Source organism: Deinococcus sp. YIM 77859 (genome assembly GCF_000745175.1).
In the GTDB taxonomy this organism is placed as follows: Bacteria; Deinococcota; Deinococci; order Deinococcales; family Deinococcaceae; genus Deinococcus.
Map to the genome: position 1 here is coordinate 897,382 of NZ_JQNI01000002.1, position 22,239 is coordinate 919,620.

26 protein-coding genes, 1 tRNA gene and 1 pseudogene are annotated in these 22,239 nt (G+C 68.3%); 14 read left to right on the forward strand and 14 right to left on the reverse strand.

The window, feature by feature from the left end:
- Positions 1–36 precede the first annotated feature (36 nt).
- The 8 genes from ftsE to EI73_RS04565 all read left to right on the forward strand — a co-directional run bounded on the left by ftsE (position 37) and on the right by EI73_RS04565 (position 5,969).
- Positions 37–720, forward strand: a complete 684-nt coding sequence (ftsE, locus tag EI73_RS04530; protein WP_034384653.1) for a cell division ATP-binding protein FtsE — start codon at positions 37–39, stop codon at positions 718–720.
- A complete protein-coding gene (locus EI73_RS04535; protein ID WP_034384655.1) occupies positions 717–1,580 on the forward strand; it encodes an ABC transporter permease in 864 nt (287 codons plus the stop codon). The genes ftsE and EI73_RS04535 overlap by 4 nt, the downstream gene beginning before the upstream one ends.
- On the forward strand, positions 1,577–3,172 hold the full coding sequence (locus EI73_RS04540) for a murein hydrolase activator EnvC (protein WP_156103454.1): 1,596 nt from the start codon (positions 1,577–1,579) through the stop codon (positions 3,170–3,172). The genes EI73_RS04535 and EI73_RS04540 overlap by 4 nt, the downstream gene beginning before the upstream one ends.
- 127 nt (positions 3,173–3,299) lie before the next feature.
- On the forward strand, positions 3,300–3,548 hold the full coding sequence (gene rpsP, locus EI73_RS04545) for a 30S ribosomal protein S16 (RefSeq protein WP_034384657.1): 249 nt from the start codon (positions 3,300–3,302) through the stop codon (positions 3,546–3,548).
- A gap of 165 nt (positions 3,549–3,713) precedes the next feature.
- Positions 3,714–3,953: a KH domain-containing protein gene (locus EI73_RS04550; RefSeq protein ID WP_034384659.1), complete on the forward strand. Its 240-nt coding sequence runs from the start codon at positions 3,714–3,716 to the stop codon at positions 3,951–3,953.
- Positions 3,950–4,477: a ribosome maturation factor RimM gene (rimM, locus tag EI73_RS04555; protein WP_034384661.1), complete on the forward strand. Its 528-nt coding sequence runs from the start codon at positions 3,950–3,952 to the stop codon at positions 4,475–4,477. Before EI73_RS04550 ends, rimM begins: the two co-directional genes overlap by 4 nt.
- A 10-nt stretch (positions 4,478–4,487) precedes the next feature.
- Positions 4,488–5,291, forward strand: coding sequence for a tRNA (guanosine(37)-N1)-methyltransferase TrmD (gene trmD, locus EI73_RS04560; protein WP_034384663.1), 804 nt, complete (start codon positions 4,488–4,490; stop codon positions 5,289–5,291).
- A gap of 66 nt (positions 5,292–5,357) precedes the next feature.
- Complete coding sequence (locus tag EI73_RS04565; RefSeq protein WP_081908960.1) at positions 5,358–5,969, forward strand: LON peptidase substrate-binding domain-containing protein; 612 nt, start codon at positions 5,358–5,360, stop codon at positions 5,967–5,969.
- 24 nt (positions 5,970–5,993) lie between these two features.
- On the opposite strand, the gene purU is transcribed toward EI73_RS04565, so the two are convergent.
- The gene (purU, locus tag EI73_RS04570) at positions 5,994–6,884 is read right to left on the reverse strand and encodes a formyltetrahydrofolate deformylase (protein WP_034384665.1); all 891 of its coding nucleotides are present in this window, start codon (positions 6,882–6,884) and stop codon (positions 5,994–5,996) included.
- Between the two features lie 45 nt (positions 6,885–6,929).
- Here purU and EI73_RS04575 point away from each other — a divergent pair, with 45 nt between their 5' ends.
- Positions 6,930–8,030, forward strand: a complete 1,101-nt coding sequence (locus tag EI73_RS04575) for an aminopeptidase (protein ID WP_034384667.1) — start codon at positions 6,930–6,932, stop codon at positions 8,028–8,030.
- 2 nt (positions 8,031–8,032) lie between these two features.
- On the opposite strand, the gene EI73_RS04580 is transcribed toward EI73_RS04575, so the two are convergent.
- Positions 8,033–8,299, reverse strand: coding sequence for a response regulator transcription factor (locus EI73_RS04580; protein ID WP_034384669.1), 267 nt, complete (start codon positions 8,297–8,299; stop codon positions 8,033–8,035).
- A gap of 267 nt (positions 8,300–8,566) precedes the next feature.
- Here EI73_RS04580 and EI73_RS16665 point away from each other — a divergent pair.
- Positions 8,567–8,779: pseudogene (locus EI73_RS16665) on the forward strand (IS3 family transposase); the annotation flags it as partial.
- 54 nt (positions 8,780–8,833) lie between these two features.
- Here the strand turns inward: EI73_RS16665 and EI73_RS16670 are convergent.
- From EI73_RS16670 to EI73_RS04615, 7 genes are all read right to left on the reverse strand, one after another.
- Complete coding sequence (locus EI73_RS16670; protein ID WP_034384671.1) at positions 8,834–9,013, reverse strand: hypothetical protein; 180 nt, start codon at positions 9,011–9,013, stop codon at positions 8,834–8,836.
- A 57-nt stretch (positions 9,014–9,070) separates the two neighbouring features.
- The gene (locus EI73_RS04590; RefSeq protein WP_034384673.1) at positions 9,071–9,970 is read right to left on the reverse strand and encodes a hypothetical protein; all 900 of its coding nucleotides are present in this window, start codon (positions 9,968–9,970) and stop codon (positions 9,071–9,073) included.
- 59 nt (positions 9,971–10,029) lie between these two features.
- Positions 10,030–11,091 carry an LLM class flavin-dependent oxidoreductase gene (locus EI73_RS04595; protein WP_034384675.1) on the reverse strand — a complete coding sequence of 354 codons (1,062 nt, stop codon included), beginning with the start codon at positions 11,089–11,091 and terminating at the stop codon, positions 10,030–10,032.
- A gap of 55 nt (positions 11,092–11,146) precedes the next feature.
- A complete protein-coding gene (locus EI73_RS04600) occupies positions 11,147–11,665 on the reverse strand; it encodes a VIT family protein (RefSeq protein ID WP_034384678.1) in 519 nt (172 codons plus the stop codon).
- Between the two features lie 48 nt (positions 11,666–11,713).
- Positions 11,714–12,421, reverse strand: coding sequence for a metallophosphoesterase (locus tag EI73_RS04605; protein ID WP_034384680.1), 708 nt, complete (start codon positions 12,419–12,421; stop codon positions 11,714–11,716).
- A 72-nt stretch (positions 12,422–12,493) separates the two neighbouring features.
- Positions 12,494–12,570: transfer RNA gene (locus EI73_RS04610), tRNA-Pro, on the reverse strand.
- A gap of 92 nt (positions 12,571–12,662) precedes the next feature.
- Complete coding sequence (locus tag EI73_RS04615) at positions 12,663–13,151, reverse strand: RecX family transcriptional regulator (RefSeq protein WP_156103457.1); 489 nt, start codon at positions 13,149–13,151, stop codon at positions 12,663–12,665.
- A 179-nt stretch (positions 13,152–13,330) separates the two neighbouring features.
- Here EI73_RS04615 and rpsT point away from each other — a divergent pair, with 179 nt between their 5' ends.
- Complete coding sequence (rpsT, locus tag EI73_RS04620) at positions 13,331–13,612, forward strand: 30S ribosomal protein S20 (protein ID WP_034384682.1); 282 nt, start codon at positions 13,331–13,333, stop codon at positions 13,610–13,612.
- Positions 13,613–13,674: 62 nt separating this feature from the next.
- Here the strand turns inward: rpsT and EI73_RS04625 are convergent, their stop codons facing one another.
- The 3 genes from EI73_RS04625 to EI73_RS04635 are packed head-to-tail and all read right to left on the reverse strand — an operon-like array spanning position 13,675 to position 15,827.
- The gene (locus tag EI73_RS04625) at positions 13,675–14,040 is read right to left on the reverse strand and encodes a hypothetical protein (RefSeq protein ID WP_034384684.1); all 366 of its coding nucleotides are present in this window, start codon (positions 14,038–14,040) and stop codon (positions 13,675–13,677) included.
- Positions 14,041–14,059: 19 nt separating this feature from the next.
- Positions 14,060–15,535, reverse strand: a complete 1,476-nt coding sequence (locus EI73_RS04630; RefSeq protein ID WP_231557286.1) for a PLP-dependent aminotransferase family protein — start codon at positions 15,533–15,535, stop codon at positions 14,060–14,062.
- Entirely contained in the window at positions 15,519–15,827 is a 309-nt protein-coding gene (locus EI73_RS04635; RefSeq protein WP_034384689.1) for a hypothetical protein, read from the reverse strand. Before EI73_RS04635 ends, EI73_RS04630 begins: the two co-directional genes overlap by 17 nt.
- 106 nt (positions 15,828–15,933) lie before the next feature.
- Between EI73_RS04635 and EI73_RS04640 the strand changes: the two genes are divergently transcribed.
- Positions 15,934–17,019 carry a GTP pyrophosphokinase family protein gene (locus EI73_RS04640; RefSeq protein WP_034384691.1) on the forward strand — a complete coding sequence of 362 codons (1,086 nt, stop codon included), beginning with the start codon at positions 15,934–15,936 and terminating at the stop codon, positions 17,017–17,019.
- A 16-nt stretch (positions 17,020–17,035) separates the two neighbouring features.
- Here EI73_RS04640 and pgi read toward each other — a convergent pair whose 3' ends face one another.
- The gene (pgi, locus tag EI73_RS04645) at positions 17,036–18,730 is read right to left on the reverse strand and encodes a glucose-6-phosphate isomerase (RefSeq protein ID WP_034384694.1); all 1,695 of its coding nucleotides are present in this window, start codon (positions 18,728–18,730) and stop codon (positions 17,036–17,038) included.
- 170 nt (positions 18,731–18,900) lie between these two features.
- On the opposite strand from pgi, the gene EI73_RS04650 reads away from it, so the two are divergent.
- Together EI73_RS04650 and EI73_RS15850 are read left to right on the forward strand one after the other, a co-directional pair.
- Positions 18,901–20,181, forward strand: coding sequence for a thiolase family protein (locus tag EI73_RS04650; RefSeq protein WP_051935412.1), 1,281 nt, complete (start codon positions 18,901–18,903; stop codon positions 20,179–20,181).
- A complete protein-coding gene (locus EI73_RS15850) occupies positions 20,178–21,539 on the forward strand; it encodes a 3-oxoacid CoA-transferase (RefSeq protein ID WP_034384696.1) in 1,362 nt (453 codons plus the stop codon). The genes EI73_RS04650 and EI73_RS15850 overlap by 4 nt, the downstream gene beginning before the upstream one ends.
- On the opposite strand, the gene EI73_RS04660 is transcribed toward EI73_RS15850, so the two are convergent.
- Positions 21,526–22,200 (reverse strand): TetR/AcrR family transcriptional regulator, encoded by a 675-nt coding sequence (locus EI73_RS04660; RefSeq protein ID WP_034384698.1) that lies wholly within the window; start codon positions 22,198–22,200, stop codon positions 21,526–21,528. The genes EI73_RS15850 and EI73_RS04660 overlap by 14 nt on opposite strands.
- Positions 22,201–22,239: the final 39 nt, after the last annotated feature.

A 22,239-nucleotide genomic window follows, 5' to 3' on the forward strand; every position in this document is an offset into this window, starting at 1 on the left:
GCCGCGCGCCGCCGCCCTGCCCGGTGGAGGCCCGGCATGATCCAATTCAAGAATGTCACGCTGGAGTACCCGGTGACCCGCACCCTCGCGCTCGACGACCTGAGCGTGGAGGTCGGTAAGGGCGAGTTCGTCTACCTGGTTGGGCACTCTGGGGCGGGCAAGAGCAGTTTTATGAACCTGCTGCTCAAGCGGGCGCTTCCTACGCGGGGTGAGGTGCGGGTGGCCGGCGAGAACATCAGCCGCTACCGCGGGGGCCGCACCGCCCTGCTGCGCCGCCGCATCGGTACGGTGTTTCAGGACAACCTGCTGCTCGACCACCTGAATGCCTACGACAACGTGGCCTTTGCCCTGCGCGTCACGGGCGTCCCCGGACGCGAGTGGCCAGCCCGCGTGCAGGCCGCCCTGCGAACCGTCGGCCTAGACCACAAGCGGCATGCCCTGCCCGTGCAGCTCTCGCAGGGCGAACAGCAGCGCGTGGCCATCGCTCGCGCCATCGTCGCCAATCCGCCCCTGCTGCTCGCCGACGAACCCACCGGCAACCTCGACCCCGAACAGGGCCGCGAGGTTCTCAAGGTCCTCCAGAACGTCAACCTGCGCGGTACCACCGTCATCGTGGCCACCCATGCCCGCGACCTGGTGGAAACCTTTCGGCACCGAACGCTCACCCTGCGCAAGGGGCGGCTGGTGCGGGACGATCCGCACGGGGGGTACGCGCTATGACCTACCACTTCCGGCAAGCCCTCCTCGCGATGCGCGGCAACCTCACCGCGACGTTTGCCACCCTGACCACCATGACCCTGACGCTCCTCATCCTGGGCGCGGTGCTGCTGCTGACGCTGAACGTCAACCGCACGCTCGCACACCTGGAGTCACAGGTGGAGGTGGCCGCGTTTCTGCGCGAGGACGCAGACGAACAGGCCCTGCTCGCGCGGGTGCGTGCTTTTCCGCAGGTGAGGGAAGCGGCCCTGGTGACGAGCGAGCAGGTGCTCGAGGAGATGACCCGCGACTATCCCTACGCCCGGGAAGCCGCGCAGCTCGCCGGAAATCCCTTCCCGGACACGCTGCGGCTGCGGGTGAGCCGGGTAGAAGACTCGCGCACGGTCGCGGCGGCTGTCTCTGGCCTCGTCGGAGTCGAGGACGTGGAGTACGGGGCAGGGTACGTGGACCAGACCGTGCGCACGCTGACGGCGGTCCGGGCCGCGGGCTACGCGCTGGTGGGGCTGCTGCTGCTGGGAACCTTATTTAACATTCTGAACGCGGTGCGGGTCGCCATGTATGCCCGGCGGAGCGAGATCAGCGTGATGCGGCTTCTGGGAGCGACGCGCGGCTTTATTCGCCTGCCGCACGTGATTGAGGGCGTGCTGCTGGGCTTTACGGCCTCCGCGCTGGCGCTGGCCCTGCTCACGCCGACGTACCTCGAACTCGCCGCACAGGTGCAGCTCTTTGCGCCGGTCTTTCCCGTGGTGCGCGACCTGCCCAGCCTGCTGCCGATCCTGAGCGGCGTGGCCGTTTTGGGGGTGCTGGTGGGCTTGGCGGGCAGCCTCTTCGCGTCACGGCGCTACCTGCGGGAGCTGGAGTGAGCCTGGCCCTGCCCCGCTGGTGCGCCCTGGCGCTGCTGTCGGCGGCGCTGCTGGTGGGCGCGCAGCGCACCTCCGACGTCGACCCTCCGCTTCCCGATCTGCCGGGTGCTCCCCCCCTGGTTCTGCCCACCACAAGCGCGCGGCTGGAGCAGCTTCAGCGCGAATTGCAGCAGCAGCGGCAACTGAGCACCCAGCAGCGCCGGCAACTGGAGCGGCTGCGGGCGAACATCCAGAACCTGAGCGCGCAGCAGCGGCAGACGCTGGAGCGCCTGGATACGCTCTCTGGCCGCGTTGCCCGCCTGGAAAACGAGACGGCGACGCTGGCCGCGCGGGTGGCCCTCGCCCAGCGTCAACTCTCGGACCTGGCAGCGCAGCGTGAGGTGACGCAGGCGCGTGTAACGCGACTTCAGGGCGACGTGCGGGAACTGCTGGCGGCTCTCTACCGCGAGCGCAGTGGCCGTTACCTCGCGCTGCTGTCGCAGGCCCGTAGCCTCTCCGATCTCCTCATTCGGCTGAAGTACGTCAATATCGCTGGGCAGTACCACGTGCAGGTCACGCGCGCCCTGCGGGAGGAGGTTCAGACGCTGGAAACGCAACGGGTGCAGCAGGCCGAGCAGACCGCTCGTCTTCAGGCGCTCCAGCAGGAAAGGGTCACCAAACTCACCGAGCTGCGCGACCGCCGCGCCGAGCAGAGCCGGCTGCTGGCCCAACTGAGACAGAGCGAGCAGGGCCAACGTACCCTGGCTGCCCGCACCCAGGCCCAGCAGGCGCTCACGGCCCGTACCATCGACGAGCTGATCGGAGCTGTCGTCAAGGAACGCGCCCGAATCGAGGCCGAACGCAAACGCCGTCTGGAGGAGGAACGCCGGCGGCGCGAGGCTGAGCTGCGGCGCATCCGCGAGGCGCGCGAGCGGGCCCGCCGTGAGGCCGAGCGCCTGGCCCGCCTGCGTGCCGAGCAGGAACGGCAGGCCCGTCTGGCCCGCGAACGCGCCGCTGCTGAAGCTCGCGCCCGAGCAGAAGCTGCGGCCCGCGCCCGCGCGCAGGCACAGGCTGAGGCAGAAGCCGCCGCGCAGGCCCGCGCGCAGGCCGAGCGAGAGGCGGCCCTCGCCGCGCAACGCCAGCGGCAGGCCCAGGTACAGAGCGAGCGCGAGGCCCTGGCTCGCCGTGAGGCCCAGGTGCGGGCCGCTCAAGCGCGCGCTGTGCAGGAACTCGCGCCGTTGCCGCCCGTGACGGGTTCGCTCGGGTTTCCCCTCCCGGGCGGCCAGGTGGTGCAGCCCTACGGCACGGGGGGAGCGCAGTGGAGTGTGCTCCAGGGGGAAGAGGGCGGCCAGGCCGTCGCGGCCCTCGAAGGCAATGTGATTGCCACCACCTACTACGCCAGCCTGGGCTGGGTTGTGCTGCTCGACCACGGCCCTACGGTCACCGCCTACATCGGTCTGCAAGACGCGCAGGTACAGGTAGGGGAACGGGTCTCGCGCGGCACACCGCTGGGTACGGTGGGGGGAAGTCCCATCTTTGGTCCCGGCCGCATGGCCTTTCAGGTCAACCGCGTCAACGGCACGGCGCGCCAGCCGGTACCGCCCTCCTTTTAGACCCTTGCTCCTTCCTCCCCTCCTCTGCTAATCTTTTTCGGTGCGCTTCCGGTGGGCTGCTGCGGGCGCATCATCCCGTCTCCTAAGCGGGAAGCTACCCTCAACATCCCAACCCGAGGTTTTCAAGATGGTCAAGATTCGCCTGTCCCGTTTCGGCTCTACCCACAACCCGCACTACCGCATCGTGGTCACCGATTCCCGCCGTCCCCGCGACGGTGGCTACATCGAGAACCTGGGGCACTACGATCCCCGCAAGACCACCGAGAACTACCTGAAGGTCAATGCCGAGCGCGCGGCCTACTGGCTTTCCGTGGGTGCCCAGCCCACCCAAACCGCCCGCCGCCTGCTGAAGATGCAGGGCGTCAAGGTCGCCTGAGTTCAGGTCTTGACGAGAGAGGCTCCTGAAGGGGCCTCTTTTTTTGTGGTCCGTTTGTGTTGTTGGTCGGGGCGCGGGGTGGGCCGTGGGGAGAAACCGGAGCGCCGTTCAGCGGCCCGGCCTCTCCTTGAGCTGCGGGGGTCACGACCCTCTACAATGCCCGCCATGAAAACAGACCCTGTAGACCTGACGCTCTTCCTGGCGCAGAGCGTGGTGGATCAACCGTCGCTCGTGCGCGTGTCGAAGCGCGGGCCAAACGTGATCGTGCGGGTTGGTCCCGGCGAGGAAGGCCGCTTGATCGGCCGGCAGGGGCGCGTGATTCAGGCGATTCGCACGCTGGTCCGCGCGGCCACGGACCCCCGCGAGCGCGTGAATGTGGATCTCGACGCGCCGCGCAAGCCGTGACGGCCCCCGCAGAGACAACGCGGCTGGGGCACTTCCTGGGACCGCACGGCGTTCAGGGCGGCGTGAAGGTGTACGTGCTCGGCGACCCCGAGCAGCTGCTGGCGCTTCGGCGCGTATGGATCGAAGGCCGCGGCTGGCTGCGGGTGCGCCGAGCCGAGCTCCTGCCGCCCGGCGTGGTCCTGTACCTCGTGGGGATCCTCACGCGCGAGGGAGCCGAGGCCCTGCGGGGCGCGAACCTGTACGCGGCCGACGCCGACCTCCCGCCCCTCGAGGAAGGCAGCTACTACTATCACGAGCTGCGTGGCCTGCCCGTGCACGGTCCCACGGGAGAACAGGTCGGCACCGTGACCGACGTGGTGGATGCCGGTCACCAGGATCTCTTGGTGGTCCAGCATGGCCAGCGCGAAGCCTGGCTGCCGCTGCAAGCCCCCTACGTGGTTGTTCAAACGAACGCGCAGGGACGTCCCGCCGCCATCGATCTGACGGCAGACACCCCGGCGGGGCTCCTGGGCGAAGAGGCGTGAGGCGCCGGGCATGCTGACGTTCTCCTTTCTGACCCTCTTCCCCGAACTGCTCGCACCCTTTGCCGCCGAGGCCATCGTGGGCAAGGCGCGGGCGCGGGGCCTCCTCGACGTGCGGCTTGTGAACATGCGTGACTTCGCGGGCAACAGACACCTCAAGGTGGACGACACGCCGTACGGGGGCGGCGCGGGCATGGTGATCCGGGTGGATGTGGCCGAGCGCGCCCTTGCCAGCCTGCCGCCCGCCGACGAGGTCATTCTCTTGACGCCCGCTGGGGAACGCTTGACCCAGCGCACCGCAGAGGAACTCAGCCGCCGGAAGCACCTCGCCTTTCTGTGCGGGCGCTACGAGGGGTTTGACGCCCGAGTAGAACGCCTGGTCACCCGCGAACTCAGCATCGGGGACTTTGTGATGATGGGCGGGGAGGCGGCAGCGGCGTGTGTTCTGGAAGCGGTGGCACGGCTGGTACCGGGCGTGCTGGGGGACGAGGAGTCTCATCAAGCGGACAGCTTCAGCAGCGGCCTCCTGGACTACCCGGAGTACACCCGTCCCCCCGAGTGGCGCGGTGAGCAGGTGCCGGAGGTGCTGCGGAGCGGCAACCACGGCGCGATCACCCGTTGGCGGCGCGAGCAGGCCCTCGCGCGAACGCTTGCGCGGCGGCCCGACCTGCTTTCCACAGCGGGCCTGACCCCGCAGGACTCGGCCTTCCTCCTCACGCTGGGCGTGACGCCCGAGCAACTGGCGGCCTGGGGCGCGCCGCCCCCCCCGACTCCGCAACACCGCCGGAAACCGCGCCCCCCCGCGAGGGAGACGTAGGGGCAAAAGCCACGGGCGCGTTTTCTGTATGGCTGGCCCAATTCCTGCCGCACAGAAGGGCGCACCATGACCTCCAAGATGCGCGTGCCGCTGTTTCCCCTCCCCAACGTCGTGCTGTTTCCCGGACAGGTGCTCCCCCTGTACGTGTTCGAGCCGCGTTACCGGGAACTCCTGGCCTACGTCCAGGCCAGCGGCAGCCCCTTCGGCATCGTGCGCATTGTGCAGTTCCGTGAGACTTCGCCGCTGCCCCTCCATGAGCGTGTTTCCCGGGTAGGGACCCTCGCGCACCTCGCCCGCGCCGAGCAGCACGAGGACGGCACCAGCAGCATCCTGGTGGTGGGCGGCGAGCGGTTTCGGGTGCAGGACTTCGACCTTAGCCACGCCTATCTCAGCGCCGAGGTGTCGCTTTGGCCGCTGGCCCCGCACACGCTGGGGCCTGACGCCGAAGTCGCCTCCGCCCGCCACCTTCTCGCCGACCTGCTGCGCCTGCACGCCGCCGATGCCCCGGCCATCCGCGACAGCGCTCCAGAAGACCCGCTGCTGCTCGCCAGCTTCGCCGCTGCCCTGCTGCCCCTCAGCGCCGAGCAGCGCGAGACGGCCCTCACTGCCCCCACGCTCCTCGACCGGCTCAGCATCCTGCTGGGCTTTGTGCCGGGAGAGGCGCGGGAGCTGAACTGAAGGGCTGAACCACCCCCCTCAGGCCTAAAACACCACCGTCTTGTTGCCATGCACAAGCACTCGGTCCTCGACGTGGGCCTTGACCGCGCGGGCAAGAACCTGGCGCTCCACGTCGCGGCCAAGCCGGACGAGGGCCTCAGGGGTTTCGCGGTGGGTCACGGGGATCACGTCCTGGGCGATAATCGGCCCGGCGTCGAGTTCTTCTGTCACGTAGTGGCTGGTGGCGCCGATCAGCTTCACGCCACGCTGGAAGGCTGCGCGATAGGGGTTGGCGCCGACAAAGGCGGGCAGAAAGGAATGGTGGATGTTGATCACCGGCCGCCCGAACTCGCGCAGAAAGTCGCCACTCAGAATCTGCATGTAGCGGGCAAGAACCGCGAAGTCAGCCCCCGCCTCCCGCAAGAGCCGGACCTGTTCCACCTCGGCTTCTGCCTTGTTCTCTTTCGTCACGGGGACGACGTGGAAGGGAATGCCGAACATCTCGGCGTCGCGGCGCAGGTCCTCGTGGTTACTGATCACGAGGGGAATCTCGACATTCAGTTCACCCCGGCGCTTGCGCCACAGCAGGTCGAGGAAGCAGTGGTCGTAGCGGCTGACCAGAATCGCCATACGCTTGGGCTGCGCGGTGTAGCTCAGCTGCCAGTCCATCCCGAAGGGCGCGGCGACAACCTGGGCAAAGGCCCGCTCAAAGGGCTCGCGCGCAAGGTCCAGCCCGTCGAGGTGAAACTCCATTCGCATAAAAAAGGTGCCGCCCGCCGGATCGGTGGAGTGCTGGTCGGAGTGGATGATGTTCGCCCCATGGCTAAAGAGAAACTGGGAGACCGCCGCCACAATGCCCTTGCGGTCCGGGCAGGTGACGGTCAGCACAGCGGTATGAAGGGGGTCAAGTCTGGGAACGGAGGGCGCAACCGTCATGTCGGAGCAGGATAACGGCTTCACCCGGGTGCTAGGCTCGGGCGCGTGCAGACGACTCCAGAGCTGGTTTCCGGCCCAAGCTATGACCCTACCCGGCACGCGGCGCTGTTGTCCGACTACTGCCTGGGCGCTGGGGCGGGCGAACGCCTGCTGGTCGCGGGCGGCACGGCGGCCCTGCCCTTGGTGCGCGAGGTCACGCGGGCCTTGCTGATGCGGGGCGCCCGTCCGGTGGTTCGGCTTGAGTATCCCGGCCAGGATGATGACTTCGCCGAGCTGGCGAGTGACGCCGTGCTCGACAGCATTCACCCCGCCGACCTCGCGGATGTGGAGGCGCTGGACGGCAGCCTGCGGATTCTGACGCCCGAACCGGGAACGGTGGGGGACGCCGCTCGCCGCGCTCGGCTGACGGCCGCTCGCGCCCCCATCGCCGCTGTACGGGCGCGGAAGAAGTGGAGCCTCACCCTCTTCCCTACCCCGCACGCTGCGGCGCAGGCGGGCATGACCGCAGCCGAGTTCGGCGCCTTCGTGATGCGCGCGATGTTCCTCGACCGTACGGACCCCGTGGCCGCCTGGGGTGAGGTGCGGGAGATGCAGGCGCGGCTGATCGAGCGCCTGAGCCGCGCCGATACTGTGCGCCTCGAAGCCCCCGGCACCGACCTCACCCTGCGCGTGGGTGGGAGAGGCTGGGCGAACAGCGACGGCAAGCGCAACATGCCCAGCGGTGAGGTCTTCACCGGGCCAATCGAAAACAGCGCCGAGGGCGTGGTGACCTTTACGGTCCCGGCGAGCTATGGCGGGCAGATGGTGCGGGGCGTTCGGCTGGTTTTCCGCGCGGGCGAGGTGGTGGAGGCCAGCGCCGAGGAGGGCGAGGACGTGCTGCGAGCCGCGCTTGCCACCGACCCCGGTGCGCGGCGGTTAGGGGAGCTGGGCATAGGAACCAACTTCGGAATTCAGACGCCCACCGGGAATATCCTCTTCGACGAGAAGATCGGCGGCACCGTGCACCTCGCGCTGGGGCGTTCGTATCCGGAGACAGGCGGCACGAACACCAGCGCCATTCACTGGGACCTGATCACCGACCTGCGGACGGGCGGGCGCCTGAGCCTGGACGGGGAAGTGCTGCAGGAGGGAGGACGGTTCGTGTAAACCTACAGCAACCCTCGCCGAAGAGCCTGCACAGCGGCCTGAGTGCGGTCAGCAGCCCTGAGTTTGACAAGAATATCCTGCACGTGCAGCTTAACTGTGCTGACGCTCATACCGAGTTGCTCAGCGATTTCCCTGTTGCCCTGGCCATCGGCGATCAACCGCAGCACCTCGGTCTCGCGCGGCGTCAGCGGGGAGGTCGCATGAGGAACGCGAATACCGCTCCCTGGCCAACCGCGCTTCACCTCTGCTGCGGTTTGAATCCCGTCCATTCCGGGAAGTCCGATGTCGAGTGAGCTTGCCCCAGCCTCATGGACACGGAGATAAGGCCGGACAAGGGGAAATCGAGGTCGACCGTGGACAAACGTCGTAGCTTAAGGCAAGTCAACCAGGGCTGAACGCTGAACAGGCTGAAATCCAGCGTCTGAAGCGAGAGTTGGACATTGCCCAGCAGGAGCGGGACATCCTGAAAAAAGCCGTGGCCTTCTTCGCGAAGGAAAGTCGGTGAGGTACCCGTTCATTGACCGCCACCGCGACGAAATTGCTGGGATAACGCTGTCGTAGAAAGCTTTTTCGCGCACCTCAAGCGGGAGGAGGTCGCTGATTCGGTCTATGCGACGCGGCAGGAAGCCCGGTCGGCCTTGTTCAGCTACTTGGAAATGTTCTACAACAGGGCAGGCAGGCATTCGTCGCTGGGCTATCTCAGCCCAGCCGAGTTCGAGCAGTCGTCGCGGGTCGCTTCACTCCCTGTCCACTACGGCAGGTCAACTTCAGCGATTCGGGACAGCCAAGCGGGCGGCGTTGGCTTAGCGCCTTTCCGGTGGGTAGATCCGGCGCAGGGTCGAAAGCAGCAGGGCGAGGGCCAGCAGCCAACCCAGCCCAGCCAGAAGGACTTGCCAGGTTGAGCCCAAGTGCAGGGCGCGGTCTTCTTCCCAGGAAAATACGGCGACCAGGACGGCAAAGAGAAGAGCATTCAGGTAAACCATAGGTATGTTCGCTGCCCACAGCTGGGTATGGGACGGGGGGGAGTGGTGCCGAGGACGTCAGCGGCCCTCACGGGCGTCCTGGAGAAGCTCACCGGCCAAGGCGAGGGCCGCGGGGCCCAGTGGGCTGAGGGTGACGCCCAGGAGCGTCCCCAGTTTTTCACGGCGAGCGCTGCTGAGGTAGGTCCAGCGCTCGAGGTCCGGGCGGTGTGTGCGAGCGGCCTCATCGCGCAGGTAGCGCACCGCGCCATCGTAGTACCCGGCCTGAAAGGCGGCGCGGGCACGCTTTTCCTGTTCGACCAGGCCGAGGCCACGGGTGGCCAGCAGCACCCGGCGGGCTTCCGCCTCACCGCCAAAGCCGTACAGGCCGTCCAGGCGGTACACGGCTTTGGGAAAGCGCAGGCCCGCAGCAGCGCGCCAGGCATGCGGCAGGCGAATCTCGAACTCGGGCCAGCTGTGGATATGGGTGAGGAGCGCCGGGTACAGCAGCTCGACCGCCACCGCCCTCGCCTCCGCCAAGGCGAGCAACTGTTCCTGGATGCCGTGGCCGGGGCCGGTGGTGCGGCGCGCCGCTTCTAGCCGAGCGGCCGCCTGTCCCAACAGGTCTTCGCGGTGCGCGGCGAGACGCTCCTCATTCAGGTTCCAAAGGGTACGCTGGATGCGTCCGTAGTGGCCGGTGGGGTCATACACCACGCGGCTGGTGGCCAGCAGGGCGATGGGCGCTTCCTCGCGTGCGGTGTCCCAGTCGCGCCACGCCTCCAGTTTTTCGTAGGGGAAGCGGCGCACCGTGACGCCGGCCCGCGCTTCCGTCTGTGGGGAGAGCAGACCACGCTCGAAGGTCACCAGGGTGGGCTGACTTCCCGCCCACGCCTCCTCGGTGCCGTAGCTGCCTGCCTGGGCGACGGCGCGTACCTTGCGGTCGGCCACCAAGCGGTCTTGTACTTTGTCCGGATCCTGCAAACGTGCCTCCGAGGTTCAGGATAGCGGGAAGGGGAGGGGCCGGAGCGCACGGACGCAGGCTATACCGCGACCCGCGCCGCGCGCCTGAGTCCCAGCGCTTTCGCCACCAGGGCGTAGGAGCGCCGCCGCGCCGCCGGGTCATGCAGCAACGTGGTCAGCATCAGCTCGTCTGCCCCTGTTCGCTCGGCCAGGTCGAGCAGGCGGGTACGGACCTGCGCTGGATCACCCACGACGACGCGTGCTCGGTATGCCGCCACCTGCGCCCGCTCGTGGGGCGTGTAGGGGTAGGCGCGCGCCTCGGCCACGCTGGGGAAGGGCGCGAGTTCACCCCGGGTGAGCCGCAGGAACATCAGGTCCAGGGACGCGGCAAGCTCGTCTGCCTCCTCTGGGGTGGGCGCGCAAACCACGCTTGCCGCGACGATGGTGCGCGGTTCGGGAAACGTCCGCGAGGGCCGAAAAGTGGTGCGGTAGGCCTGGAGGGCCGCCGCCGCGTCACTCACGCTGGGGTTGATGTGCTGAGCAAAGGCGAGCCCAGTTCCTAACAGCGCCGCCGTCCGCGCGCCGTACCCGCTGCTACTGAGTAGCCACAGCGGTGGAAAGAGCGTGGGTTGACCCGCCGTATCTACCGGTGACGCCGTGATGCCCGCAAAGGGATGCCCCGCAGGAAAGGTTCCAGTGCCGTAGGCCAGCAGGTCCGTGAGTTGCCGCTCGAAGGCGTCTTCGGTGAGTCCCGCGGCCCCCCGCAGGGCACGCGCCGTACGGGGATCGGTGCCGGGTGCGCGGCCCAGGCCCAGATCGATACGCCCCGGGGCGAGGGCAGACAGCAGCCGGTAGGTCTCGGCGACGCTCAGTGGGGCGTGGTTGGGCAGCATCACGCCGCCCGCGCCCAGCCGCAGCGTCGAGGTGGCCTGCGACAGCGCGGCCAGGACGACGGCGGGGACGCTTGCCGCTACTGCGGGCATATTGTGGTGCTCAGCGACCCAGAAGCGCGTGAAGCCCAGGTGCTCGGCCTCCCGAGCCAGGGCCAGGGTCTCCCGCAGGGCGGCGGGCGCGTCCATCCCGCTGGAGACGGGCACGAGGTCCAGCACGGACAGCGGCAGAGGAGAGGAGGCAGGCGACATATTCGCAGTCTGTGACACAGAGCACGGCCGAATACGGCGGCCAGTCACCATAGCGCTAGCCTGCCGCGCCCAGCCTGCCCAGCCACACGCCTACACCAAACACGACCGCCCCCCCCACAACAACCTGAACGATGGTCTGTCCAAGCGGGCTTTTCATGTACTTCCAGCGAATCACGGCGATGGCCAGCAGTTCGGCCAGCACGATCAGGTAGGCCAGCGTGAGGGCCGTGCGAAGGTCGGGCAGCAGAAAGGGCAGGGTGTGCAGCATTCCGCCCAGCACCGTGGCCAGACCAGTGATCAGGCCGCGCAGCAACGGCGTCCCACGCCCGCTGACCCGGCCGTCATCCGAGAGGGCCTCGGCCAGACCCATGCTGATTCCGGCCCCCAGACTGGCGGCCAGGCCGACGAAAAAGGCGTCGATAGGTTTGCCCGTCAACCCGGCCGTTGCAAAGATGGGCGCCAGGGTGCTGACGCTGCCGTCCATCAGCCCTAGGAGGGCAGGCTGAACCTTCTGCAAGACAAACACGTGTTCCTGCGGCGGGGCCGGGAGGATGCGGGGTGGAGCGGAGGACATGCTCCCATCCTACCCTTAATAGGAATGATTCTCAATAAGCAGGAGGCCTCAGCGCGGGCCGGTGTCCAGCAGCAGTTTGGGGCGAAACTTCAGGGCGTCCGCCGCGACGAGAAAGGCGGGGATGCCGCTCACGTGCCGCAGGGCCCGCTCTGGATTCACCCCGTGCAGATGCCCGTAAACGATCAGGTCGGGCCGCGCCGCTTCGATGACGGCGGTCAGCGGGTTGGGCGGGTAGGGCGGACTTGCGGGCGGGTAATGCAGCATCAGCAGCAGATGGTCACCGGGTTGACGGAGTTTGGCGGCCGCCTGCACGCTGAGGCGCAGGCGCTCGGCCTCGCGGTTCAGCAGGCGCTCGTCGTCCTCGCCTAGGGGGTCATAGCCCGGCGTAACCCAGCCACGCGACCCGCACACCACCACGTTTTCTATCCGTACGGCGTCGTTCTGCAGGGCGAGCATACCGGGCGGCAGGGCCGCGCGCACCTTGCCCACGCTCGTCCACCAGTAGTCGTGGTTGCCGCGCAGCAGCACCTTGGTGCCCGGCAGCGCGGCAATGGGAGCGAGATCCACCACGGCGTCCGGCAAGCGCATCGCCCAGGAGAGGTCGCCGGGCAGCAGCACCAGATCGCTGGAGCGTACCTCTTCCCGCCAGTGCTCGAAGATCGCTTCTGGGTGACCGGCCCACTGCGGCCCAAAGACCGTCATGGGTTTGGGCGTCACGCTGGCAAGGTGCAGATCGGCGATGGCGAACACGCGCATAGGGTGGGCTCACAGAGGGCGGGAAAAGACAGAACAAGAAAAGCCTCCCGCCAAGGGGGGAGGCTTCCCGCGTGGTCGGGGCGAGAGGATTCGAACCTCCGACCCCTTCGTCCCGAACGAAGTGCGCTACCAGGCTGCGCTACGCCCCGCTTCAACCACGGCTCCGGCAGCAGGCAAGTCCCGCGTCCAGTGCGTGGGGTAGTCTACGCGGCCCCCTAGGGGGTGTCAAGCGCGTCGAGGCTTATTCTTCCTCCGGGAGAGCTTCACCGCCTGTGCCCGCCACCTCGCCGATCGCCGCCCAGATCACGCTGGGGGCAAAGCCGCGCCGTGCCAGAAAGGCGGCGGCGCTCGCGCGGGGGTCACGCTTGCGGGCGAAGGTGGGCCAGCGGCGCGCAAGCAGGGCCGTGGCGTCCGCCTGTTCCGCCGTAGGGTCGCGGTCAGCCAGCGTGGCCTCGATCAGTTCTTCGGGCACGCCGCGGCGCCGCAGGGTCTGACGAACTCGAAAGCCCCCCACGCCCCGGCGGGTGCCCTCGGTGCGGGCTACCCCCGCATCACTCTGGTACCCAAGTTCCTGCACGCGGGCGAGCACCTCGGCGGCAAGCGCCGCGTCATCCGTGCGGCGCAGCAGCCGAACGCGAAGTTCTGCCTCGGTGAGCGCGCGCCCCCCCAGTGCCCGGAAGGCGTAGGCCAGCAGGTCGTCACGCGCCTTTTGCCGCTGCTCTCCGTCCATCACCCGCAGTATGCCGCTTGCACCGCCTGGCGGCAGCAGGTAAACTTCCAAAGTTGCCCATCTCCGGGTGGGCAGCCGTGCAGCCCGCAAGACGCGGGCGGCGCGCGCGCCGTGTCGCCGGCGCATCGTGTTCCCCGGAGGGGGAACCGCCCCGCTCCTGCGGGAGAAGGAGTATCACTATGGCCCTGCGTCACAAGTCCGCCCAGAAGCGTCACCGTCAGAGTCTGAAGCGCCGCCTGCGCAACCGCAGCCGTAAGAGCACGATCAAGACCTTTTCCAAAAAGGCCATCGCTGCCGCCCAGAGCGGCGCGGAGAATGTGGCCGAGCTGCACCGCAAGGCCGAGAGCCTGATCGACAAGGCGGCCAAGGGCAGCACCCTGCATAAGAAGGCAGCTGCTCGCAAGAAGAGCCGCCTCGCCAAGGCCCTCAACAAGGCCCGCGCCGCGGCGCAGCAGGCGTAAGGCGCCGCCAGCCCTCAGAGGTCACGCCCCCGGGCGTGGCTTTTTGCTGTGGTGCTGGTCTCCTACTGGCGCGTTTCCTGGAGGTTCAGCGTCCCGGTGTAGTGGTCGAACGCTACGACCAGGCGGTAGATGCCCGGCTCGCCTTGGCCCAACAGGCTCAGGGACCAGGTGCCTTTGGGGCAGCTTTGTCCGGCAACCTGCGTTCCGCTGGGGTCGAGGAGCCGCAGGGTGGCTTGCCCGCTGCGTACCGCACAGGTTCCCGTCACGCCCACCTTCTGGTTCGGTTCGTACAGCTCAAACGTGTAGTGGTTTTCGCCCTGCGCGTTCAGGAGGTGGGTGGGCGTCAGGGTGACGTACCCGAAGCGCAAACCGAAGGTGAGATACAGCAGCAACACGGCGGCGACCAGGGCAAGGAGCAGGAAGCGCATCGCCGCAGTGTAACGCGGCTTACCTAGAGCTGTCGTGGAGAAAAGCCCGGCTGGGGAACCGGGCCAAGGCCTGGCTCAGACGAAAAACGCCTTCCCGCAGCCGTTCGGGCGGGAGGTGTGCGAAGGCCAGCAGCACCGCTGGGGGGCGTGGTTCCTGGGCCAGCGGTCCGGCGGCGGTCAGCGCAACCCCAGCGTGTGCAGCGGCGGTGACGGCCTCCTCCTCGCTGAGGCCGGGGGGCAGGGTCACGTGAACATGCAGGCCCGCGCGGGTGGGCGTGACTGTCCAGTCCGGGAGGTTGGCGGCCAGGGCGGCCAGCAGCACCTCGTGGCGGTGACGAATCACCTGCCGGGCGCGGCGCAGGTGCCGGGCGTACGCCCCCGAGGCCAGCACGTCCGCCAGCGCGAGCGCGTCCAGCGTGGCCGGGACGCGGTCGGTCAGGGGCCGTGTCCCGGCCAGCACTCGGATCACGCGTTCTGGGGCCACGAGGTACCCGCTGCGGGTCACGGGCGCGAGGCTCTTGCTGAAGGTCCCCAGCAGCAGAACCCGCTCGGGGGCGAGGCCCTGGAGTGCCGCCGGGGGCCGGCCGCTGTGGTGCAGGTCGGCGGCATAGTCGTCTTCCAGAATCAAGGCGCCGGTCTGTTGGGCCCAGGCGATCACCTCCGCCTGTCGGGCGGCGGGCAGCGTCACCGTCGTGGGGTACTGGGCGCCCGGCGTGAGGTACAGCAGGGTGGCCTCCGGCGGCAGCGCCGCGGGAATCAACCCCTCCCCGTCCACCGGCACCGGGACCAGGGTAGCCCCGGTTGCGCTTAGAGCCGCGCGGGCCCCCGGATAGGTGGGGTCTTCCAGGGCGGCCTTCCGCCCCTCTTCCAGAAACACGCGGGCGAGGGCGTCCAGGGACGCTTGGGTGCCCCCGGTCAGCATCACCATCTCGGGCGTGACTCGAGCGCCCCGCTCGGCATTCAGGTAGGCAGCCAGGGCACGGCGCGTCTCCAGCGGCCCCAGCTCGGCTTCGGGCTCCAGCGCCCCTGGCGTCTGTCCGGCCTCACGGGCTCGCCGTGCGAGGGCCTGAGCCCAGGCGCCCGCCGGGTACAGTTCGGGCACCGGCTGTCCGGGCCGGAAGTCCACCGCGTACCCGCCCCCCGCGTCCGGTACTCGTCCCGCCAGCGCTCGAGTGGCCCAGGCGCTGAGCGGAAGGGGCGTGTTCACCGCCGCCGAGCGCCCCGGACCAGGAACCGCCACCCGCGTCCCACTGCGCGCGCTGGCCCGCAGGTAGCCCTCCGCCTCCAGTTGGGTGAGGGCGTCGACCAGCGTATTGCGCGAGACTCCCAGCTGGGCGGCGAGGGCACGGTGTCCCGGGAGCCGGGTGCCCTCCGGGAGGCGACCACTGAGGACCAGTTCGCGCAGCGTTCGCGCGACCCGTGCATGCAGCGCCTCACCGGGCAGGGGCGGCAGCAGGCCACTCGGCAGGACCGGTCGGCTAGCGTTCAAACTCACGCGCCAGCCACGCCGGGTCGCCCCCTTCGGCGGCAAGGGCCTGTCCAGCCAGGGTAAGGAAACGGTCACGGGCCGCCTGGGCCTGCGCTGCTGTGAGGCCGTGGGCTGCCGGGTTCGCAAGCAGTTCCCGCAGCAGCGGAAAGACCGGCGTTTGAGGGTACACCTCACCGTTGACGGTCACGTCGGCCCGCCAGCGCAGGAGATAGTCAAGCGCGTAGGGGCCAGGTTCCAACACGCAGCCGCCCGGGTAGGGGATCAGGCCCGGAGCAGGAAAGGTGACGGCATCTTCCATGGCCTTAGCATGCACCTTTGGCCGCTTCTCCCCTCCCCCATCCCCAACCTTCCCTGAAGGCGAAGGGGGCTTGCGCGCCGGGGTCAACGCCTATCATGCCCCTACGATGGACAACGAGGCGCTGGTGCAGGCGTACCGGGAGGCGCTGCCGGAGTATGAGCGGCTCCTTGGCGCGGTGGTGGCGCACACCACCAGGCTCCTGACGGCGGCGGGCCTGAAGATCCACCACGTGACTGGGCGTGTGAAACGCCCCGCGAGCCTCTTCGACAAGCTGCGGCGCAAGCCTGGCCGCTACCGCACCCTACAGGACGTGACCGACCTGGTCGGCGTGCGCGTGATCACCTACTTTGCCAATGACGTGAATGTGGTGGCCCGGCTGATGGAAGAGCACCACGTCGTGGACTGGGACCACAGCATGGACAAGTCCAAGATGCATGACCCCGACCGCTTTGGCTACCTGGGCGTTCACTACGTCCTGCGCACCGAACCCGACCTTGTGCCCGAACTCGCCGGGACACGCTTTGAGGTGCAGATTCGCTCCATCCTCCAGCACGCCTGGGCCGAGATCGAACACGACCTCGGGTACAAGAACCCCCAGGCCGTGCCGCGCGAGGTGCGTCGCCGCTTCTACCGGCTCGCGGGTCTTTTGGAGATGGCCGATGAGGAATTCATGGCCCTGCACCGCCTGAGCCGTGACTACGCCGACACCCTCCCCGAGCGCATCGCGAACCATGCGGACAGCGTCTTTATTGACGCGCAGAGCATCACCTACCTGCTGGGCGTGCCCCCTATCTGCACCCTGGACGAGGCGCTGGCCGCTGCTCTACAGGTGCCCCTTCTCAGCGGCTGGACCGATCCGGAACGTCCGCAGCGGCTCGCCAGCCTGCTGCACTACGTGGGCGTGCACTCGGTCGGGCTGCTGCTCAAGGAGCTCGCCCGCCACGAGGCCGAGGTACAGCGGTTTGGCCGAAACCTGATGCCGCGCCTGCGCCCAGTGTGGAGGCCCGCGGGGGGGCTGCGCCCCGGCACCAGCGTCGTGCAGTACGCGCTGCTCCGGGTCTGCGCCAACCCGGGCCTCGAACCGCGCGAGGTCCTATACCTTTTGGATCTGGGCACTTCAGGCGACGAAGAGGACTTGGTCCGAACGGTGCGGGAGGTCTACGCCCAGGAGGTGGGCGGGGCGGTGGGATGAGGGCTACGCCCTAACGTCACCCTTCTTTGGAGCTGCCCTTCCCCGGGGTCCGCCGCGCTCGGTAGCGCCGAATCAGCGCGTTTGTGCTGGAGTCGTGCTGCAGCTTCGGCTCGTCTTCGGCCTGAAGCTCAGGCACGATTCGGTTCGCCAGCACCTTGCCCAGTTCTACGCCCCACTGGTCAAAGGAATTGATGTTCCAGATCGTGCCCTGCACGAACACCTTGTGCTCATACAGGGCGATCAGCGCGCCCAGCGTGCGGGGGGTGAGGCGGTCGGCCAGAAGGGTGTTTGTCGGGCGGTTCCCCTCAAAGACGCGGTGCGGGGCGAGGTCAGCGCTCACCCCCTCGGCCTGGACCTGCTCCAGCGTTTTGCCAAAGGCGAGGGCCTCGGTCTGAGCAAAGACGTTGGCCATCAGCAGGTCATGGTGGGACGGTCCCTCCGGAGTGGGGAGGGGATTGAGGGTCTGGCAAAAACCCAGGAAGTCGCAGGGAATCAGGGTAGTGCCCTGATGGATGAGCTGGTAAAAGGCGTGCTGTCCATTCGTGCCGGGCTGGCCCCACACGACCGGCCCCGTGTCGTAGTTCACCGCCTCTCCCTGGCGGGTGACGTGCTTACCGTTGCTCTCCATATCGAGCTGCTGGAGGTACGCCGGAAACAGGGCGAGGTACTGGTCATAGGGCAAGACGGCGTGGGTCTGCGCGCCAAAGAAGTTGCGGTACCACACCCCGAGCACCCCGAGCAAGACGGGAAGGTTCACCGCCAGCGGGGCCGTGCGGAAGTGCTCGTCCATGTCGTGAAAGCCCGCCAGAAAATCGCGGAAACCATTTGGCCCAACGGCGATCATCAGCGAGAGGCCGATCGCGCTGTCGACGGAGTAGCGGCCTCCGACCCAGTCCCAGAAGCCGAACATGTTGCCGGTGTCGATGCCGAACTTCTCGACTTCGGCGGCGTTCGTGCTCACCGCGACGAAGTGGCGGGCGATCGCCGCGGGCTCGTTTCCTCCTGACCCGAGCCCCGCGAGGAGCCAGGCCCGCGCGCTTTTTGCGTTCGCCATCGTCTCCTGGGTGGTAAAGGTCTTGCTGGACACGATAAAGAGGGTTTCTGCAGGGTCGAGGTCGCGGGTTTTCTCAACGAGGTCGGTGCCGTCCACATTGGACACGAACCGCAGGGTGAGGCGGCGGTCACTGTAGTGCTTCAGCGCCTCGTACGCCATCACCGGCCCGAGGTCCGAGCCGCCGATCCCGATGTTCACGATGTTGCGAATGGGTTTGCCGGTCGCGCCCAGCCAGGTTCCTGCCCGCACGCGCTCCGCAAAGGCGCTCATGCGGTCAAGGACCTCCTGCACGTCCGGCACCACGTCCTGCCCGTCTACCGTCACAGTGGTGCCCCGCGGCGCACGCAGGGCGGTGTGCAGCACCGCCCGCCCCTCGGTGACGTTGAGGCGCTCTCCGGCGAACATCGCGTCGCGCCGCGCCTCCACCCCCGTCTCGCGTGCGAGCTGGAGCAGCAGGCGTAACGTCTCGTCGGTGACCCGGTTCTTGGAATAGTCCAGGTACACGCCGGCCCCCTCGGCGGCCAGGCGCTCGCCGCGGCTGGGGTCGTTTGCGAAGAGGTCGCGCAGGTGCAGGCCGCGAACCTCCTCGAAGTGCGCCTTCAGGGCCTGCCAGGCGGGAAGCTGCGTCAGGGAGGACCGCGAGGAAGCGTCACGCATGGGGCGAGCATACCAGCGGCTCCGCCAGAGAAGTGCCTGGCCGCCCGCACTTGGCACCTGTCAGGTGCTCCTGTTCCGAATGGCGGACCACGGCTCTGGAAAAGCGGGGCGGAGCACGCTTGAATGTCGGGTGCACGGTCCAACCCGCTCTACCGAAAGGAAGCTCTGTCATGTCCCAAGCCATGCCGTCCCTACAAGACCGCGACGTCGTGATTGTCTCGGCTGTTCGTTCGCCCATCGGGGCCATTCGCGGCTCGCTCTCCACCGTTCGTCCAGACGATCTGGCGGCCACCGTCATCCAGGAGGCGCTGCGGCGTGCCGGTGTTCCTGCCGAGCAGGTTGAAGAGGTCATCCTGGGCTGCGCCAATCAGGCGGGCGAAGACAACCGCAACGTGGCCCGAATGGCCGCCCTGCTGGCCGGGTTGCCGCACCACGTCGCGGGCCTCACGGTCAACCGCCTGTGCGCCTCGGGCCTTTCCGCCATCAACACGGCGGCCCGGGCCATTCGCAACGGGGACGGGGACGTGTACGTGGCGGGCGGCGTGGAAAGCATGACCCGCGCGCCCCTGGTGATGCCCAAGGGGGCGCAGCCCTTTGCCAACGGCAACGTGACCGTCTATGACACCACCCTGGGCTGGCGCTTTCCCAACCCCGCGATGGAGGCGCTTTTCCCCCTGGAGGCGATGGGAGAAACCGCCGAGAACATCGTCGAGTGCAGCCGCGAGGGGCGCCTGGCGGGAGGCGAGATCACCCGTCAGGAGCAGGACGCTTTTGCGCTGGAGTCGCAGCGCCGGGTGGTGGAGGCCCTCAATGCGGGCATTTTTCGGGAAGAGATCGTCCCCATCGAGGTGAAGGGGAAAAAGGGCGCGACTGTCTTTGACACCGACGAGCACCCCCGCTACCGGCGCGAGGGGAACACCTTTACCCTCGCGACCGACCTGGACACCCTGGGTGCGCTGAAGCCCGCCTTTCGCCGAGGAGGGACCGTCACGGCGGGGAACGCTTCGGGGCTGAATGACGGGGCCGCCGCCCTGGTGCTGATGAGTGCGGGGAAGGCGCGCGAGTTGGGCGTGACCCCCCTGGCCCGTTGGGTGGGCGCGGCCTCGGCCGGCGTGGATCCCCGGCTGATGGGCCTCGGGCCGGTGCCCGCGACCCGCAAGCTGATGAACCGCCTGGGGACGAACCTGGCGGATGTCGACCTGATCGAGATCAACGAGGCGTTTGCGGCGCAGGCCATCGCGTGTATGCGCGAACTGGACCTCACGCCCGACCGCGTGAACGTCCACGGCGGCTCCATCGCGCTGGGACATCCTCTGGGCATGAGTGGAGCGCGCCTGGTGACCACCTTGACCCACGAACTCCGGCGGCGCGAGGGCCGTCTTGCGCTGGCCACCCTCTGCGTCGGGGTCGGTCAGGGCGAGGCGGCGCTGATCGAGCGGGTGGAGGCATGAAGACCGTTCCGATCATCACCCTGGAGGAAGCGGCCCGGTTGGTGAAGTCCGGGGACACCCTCCTGGTCGGGGGCTTCGGGATGACGGGGAACCCCGTTCACCTCGTCCACGCCCTGGCGGAGACGGAGACCCGCGACCTCACCTTTGTGGGCAACAACGTGGGTGAGCCGGGCCTGAGCGGGGGGCGTTTGCTGCGGCGCGGGCAACTCAGAAAGGCGATCGGGTCCTTTTTTACATCCAACCGGGAAGCGGTGGCCGCCGCACAACACGGGACGCTGGAAGTGCAGCTCCTTCCGCAGGGCACGCTGGCCGAGGCGCTGCGGGCCGGGGGAGCCGGCATCGGCGGCTTCTACACGCCGACCTCGGCAGGCACCGTGTTGGCCGAGGGCGCCGATGTGCGGGTGCTCGGTGGCCGGGAGATGGTCTTTGTTCCTGCGATTCGGGGAAACGTGGCCTTTATTCGGGCCTGGCGTGCCGACCGCGCCGGAAACCTTCAGTACCGCCTGACCGAGCAGAACTTCAACCGGGCGATGGCGACCGCAGCTGATGTGGTCGTGGCCGAGGTGGAAGAGATCGTCGAGGTGGGCGAGATCGCCCCGGAGCAGGTTCACACCCCCGGCTTGTACGTCGATTACCTCGTGCAGGCCCACCTCACGCCCGAGGACCTGGGCTCCAGCGCCGACGTGAAGGGGGGGGCGAAGCGGGTGGATGAGGCGCGGATGCACATCGCCCGCCGCGCCCTGCAAGAACTCCGCCCCGGCGACGTGGTCAACCTCGGCATCGGTATTCCTACGCTCGTCGCGGACCTGATCACCCCCGCGCACCTGGTGACCCTCCACACCGAAAACGGCATGCTGGGTGTCGGCCCTGCTCCCGAGGACGGCGGCGCGATGGAGTATCCGGTCAACGCGGGCAAGATTCCGGTCACGGCCCTGCCTGGCGCGAGCTACTTCGACTCGGCGGAGTCCTTTGGGATGATCCGGGGCGGACATGTGGACGTGGCGGTGATGGGCGGTCTCCAGGTGGATGAACGCGGGAATCTGGCCAACTGGGCGGTTCCCGGTAAGCCCCTCTTGGGGGTGGGCGGGGCGATGGACCTGGCAAGCGGAGCCCGGCGGCTGATCGTCACCATGACGCACACCGATCCCGACGGCACGCCCAAGCTTGTTCCCGAATGCACGCTGCCGCTTACCGCCCGCGGCAACGTCAGCATGGTGATTACCGACAAGGCGGTCTTCGAGTTTCGAGGCGGTGAGCTCACCCTCACCGAGCTGATGCCCGGCGCGACCCTCGAGGAGGTTCGGGCCACGACGGGCGCGAGGTTCAGGGAGGAGCTCCGGGTGCTCAGCGCTGGCTGACGCTGACCGGCCTTGGCAGGATCAGGCCGCTGTCCTGTTCGCCCGCTCGCAGGCTCTCCTCGGTCACGCCCGGTGCCAGGGTGCCGTGCAGCAGCAGGCTGAAGCGGTCTTGCCAGTCGTGCAGCACCTCGCGCTGGTTGCGGTGGCCGCCGTGCAGCAGCGCGAGCAGGCAGGCGTCGACCAGCAGGGCGCTGAGCAGGTGCGTGTTGATGCCGTCCCGCAGGGTACCGCGGTCACGCATGGCGACCAGGACGGGTTCGACCAGCGCCACCAGCGCGAGCGCTGTCCGCACGCCCTCGCCGCCCTCCCGCCGCGCGCTCAGCACGGCGCGGCCCACGGCACCGACAAGGTGACGGTAACGCACGCCGAGATCGGCCATTCGGGCGGTAACGTGCCCCCAGACCGCCTGGGGGGCCGCCCCCGCGTGAAGTCGGCGCACCGCCTCCTCCTGCGTGTCGCGCACGGTGCGCTCGAAGTGGGCCAGCAGCATATGAACCTTGCTCGGGTAGTAGCGGTAGAGATTGGTGCGGCTCACAAAGGCGGCACGGGCGATGTCTTGGGCGCTGGTTCCCTCCAGACCGCTGCGGGCGAACAGCTCAAACGCCGCACGGGCGATGCGTTCTCGCCGGGCGTCATCCTGTTCGGCGCGGTCCACCTTCACGTTCCTTAGGGTAACGTGCGGCGGGCCTGCCGCCCAGTT

What these genes read in the sequence shown, in the direction of transcription:
- ftsE (WP_034384653.1), top strand. Translation starts at nt 37, where the DNA reads ATGATCCAATTCAAGAATGTCACGCTGGAGTACCCGGTGACCCGCACC.
- EI73_RS04535 (WP_034384655.1), top strand. Translation starts at nt 717, where the DNA reads ATGACCTACCACTTCCGGCAAGCCCTCCTCGCGATGCGCGGCAACCTC.
- rpsP (WP_034384657.1), top strand. Translation starts at nt 3,300, where the DNA reads ATGGTCAAGATTCGCCTGTCCCGTTTCGGCTCTACCCACAACCCGCAC.
- EI73_RS04550 (WP_034384659.1), top strand. Translation starts at nt 3,714, where the DNA reads ATGAAAACAGACCCTGTAGACCTGACGCTCTTCCTGGCGCAGAGCGTG.
- trmD (WP_034384663.1), top strand. Translation starts at nt 4,488, where the DNA reads ATGCTGACGTTCTCCTTTCTGACCCTCTTCCCCGAACTGCTCGCACCC.
- EI73_RS04565 (WP_081908960.1), top strand. Translation starts at nt 5,358, where the DNA reads ATGACCTCCAAGATGCGCGTGCCGCTGTTTCCCCTCCCCAACGTCGTG.
- purU (WP_034384665.1), bottom strand. Translation starts at nt 6,884, where the DNA reads ATGACGGTTGCGCCCTCCGTTCCCAGACTTGACCCCCTTCATACCGCT.
- EI73_RS04580 (WP_034384669.1), bottom strand. Translation starts at nt 8,299, where the DNA reads ATGGACGGGATTCAAACCGCAGCAGAGGTGAAGCGCGGTTGGCCAGGG.
- EI73_RS16670 (WP_034384671.1), bottom strand. Translation starts at nt 9,013, where the DNA reads ATGGTTTACCTGAATGCTCTTCTCTTTGCCGTCCTGGTCGCCGTATTT.
- EI73_RS04595 (WP_034384675.1), bottom strand. Translation starts at nt 11,091, where the DNA reads ATGTCGCCTGCCTCCTCTCCTCTGCCGCTGTCCGTGCTGGACCTCGTG.
- EI73_RS04600 (WP_034384678.1), bottom strand. Translation starts at nt 11,665, where the DNA reads ATGTCCTCCGCTCCACCCCGCATCCTCCCGGCCCCGCCGCAGGAACAC.
- EI73_RS04605 (WP_034384680.1), bottom strand. Translation starts at nt 12,421, where the DNA reads ATGCGCGTGTTCGCCATCGCCGATCTGCACCTTGCCAGCGTGACGCCC.
- EI73_RS04615 (WP_156103457.1), bottom strand. Translation starts at nt 13,151, where the DNA reads ATGGACGGAGAGCAGCGGCAAAAGGCGCGTGACGACCTGCTGGCCTAC.
- rpsT (WP_034384682.1), top strand. Translation starts at nt 13,331, where the DNA reads ATGGCCCTGCGTCACAAGTCCGCCCAGAAGCGTCACCGTCAGAGTCTG.
- EI73_RS04625 (WP_034384684.1), bottom strand. Translation starts at nt 14,040, where the DNA reads ATGCGCTTCCTGCTCCTTGCCCTGGTCGCCGCCGTGTTGCTGCTGTAT.
- EI73_RS04635 (WP_034384689.1), bottom strand. Translation starts at nt 15,827, where the DNA reads ATGGAAGATGCCGTCACCTTTCCTGCTCCGGGCCTGATCCCCTACCCG.
- EI73_RS04640 (WP_034384691.1), top strand. Translation starts at nt 15,934, where the DNA reads ATGGACAACGAGGCGCTGGTGCAGGCGTACCGGGAGGCGCTGCCGGAG.
- pgi (WP_034384694.1), bottom strand. Translation starts at nt 18,730, where the DNA reads ATGCGTGACGCTTCCTCGCGGTCCTCCCTGACGCAGCTTCCCGCCTGG.
- EI73_RS04650 (WP_051935412.1), top strand. Translation starts at nt 18,901, where the DNA reads ATGTCCCAAGCCATGCCGTCCCTACAAGACCGCGACGTCGTGATTGTC.
- EI73_RS15850 (WP_034384696.1), top strand. Translation starts at nt 20,178, where the DNA reads ATGAAGACCGTTCCGATCATCACCCTGGAGGAAGCGGCCCGGTTGGTG.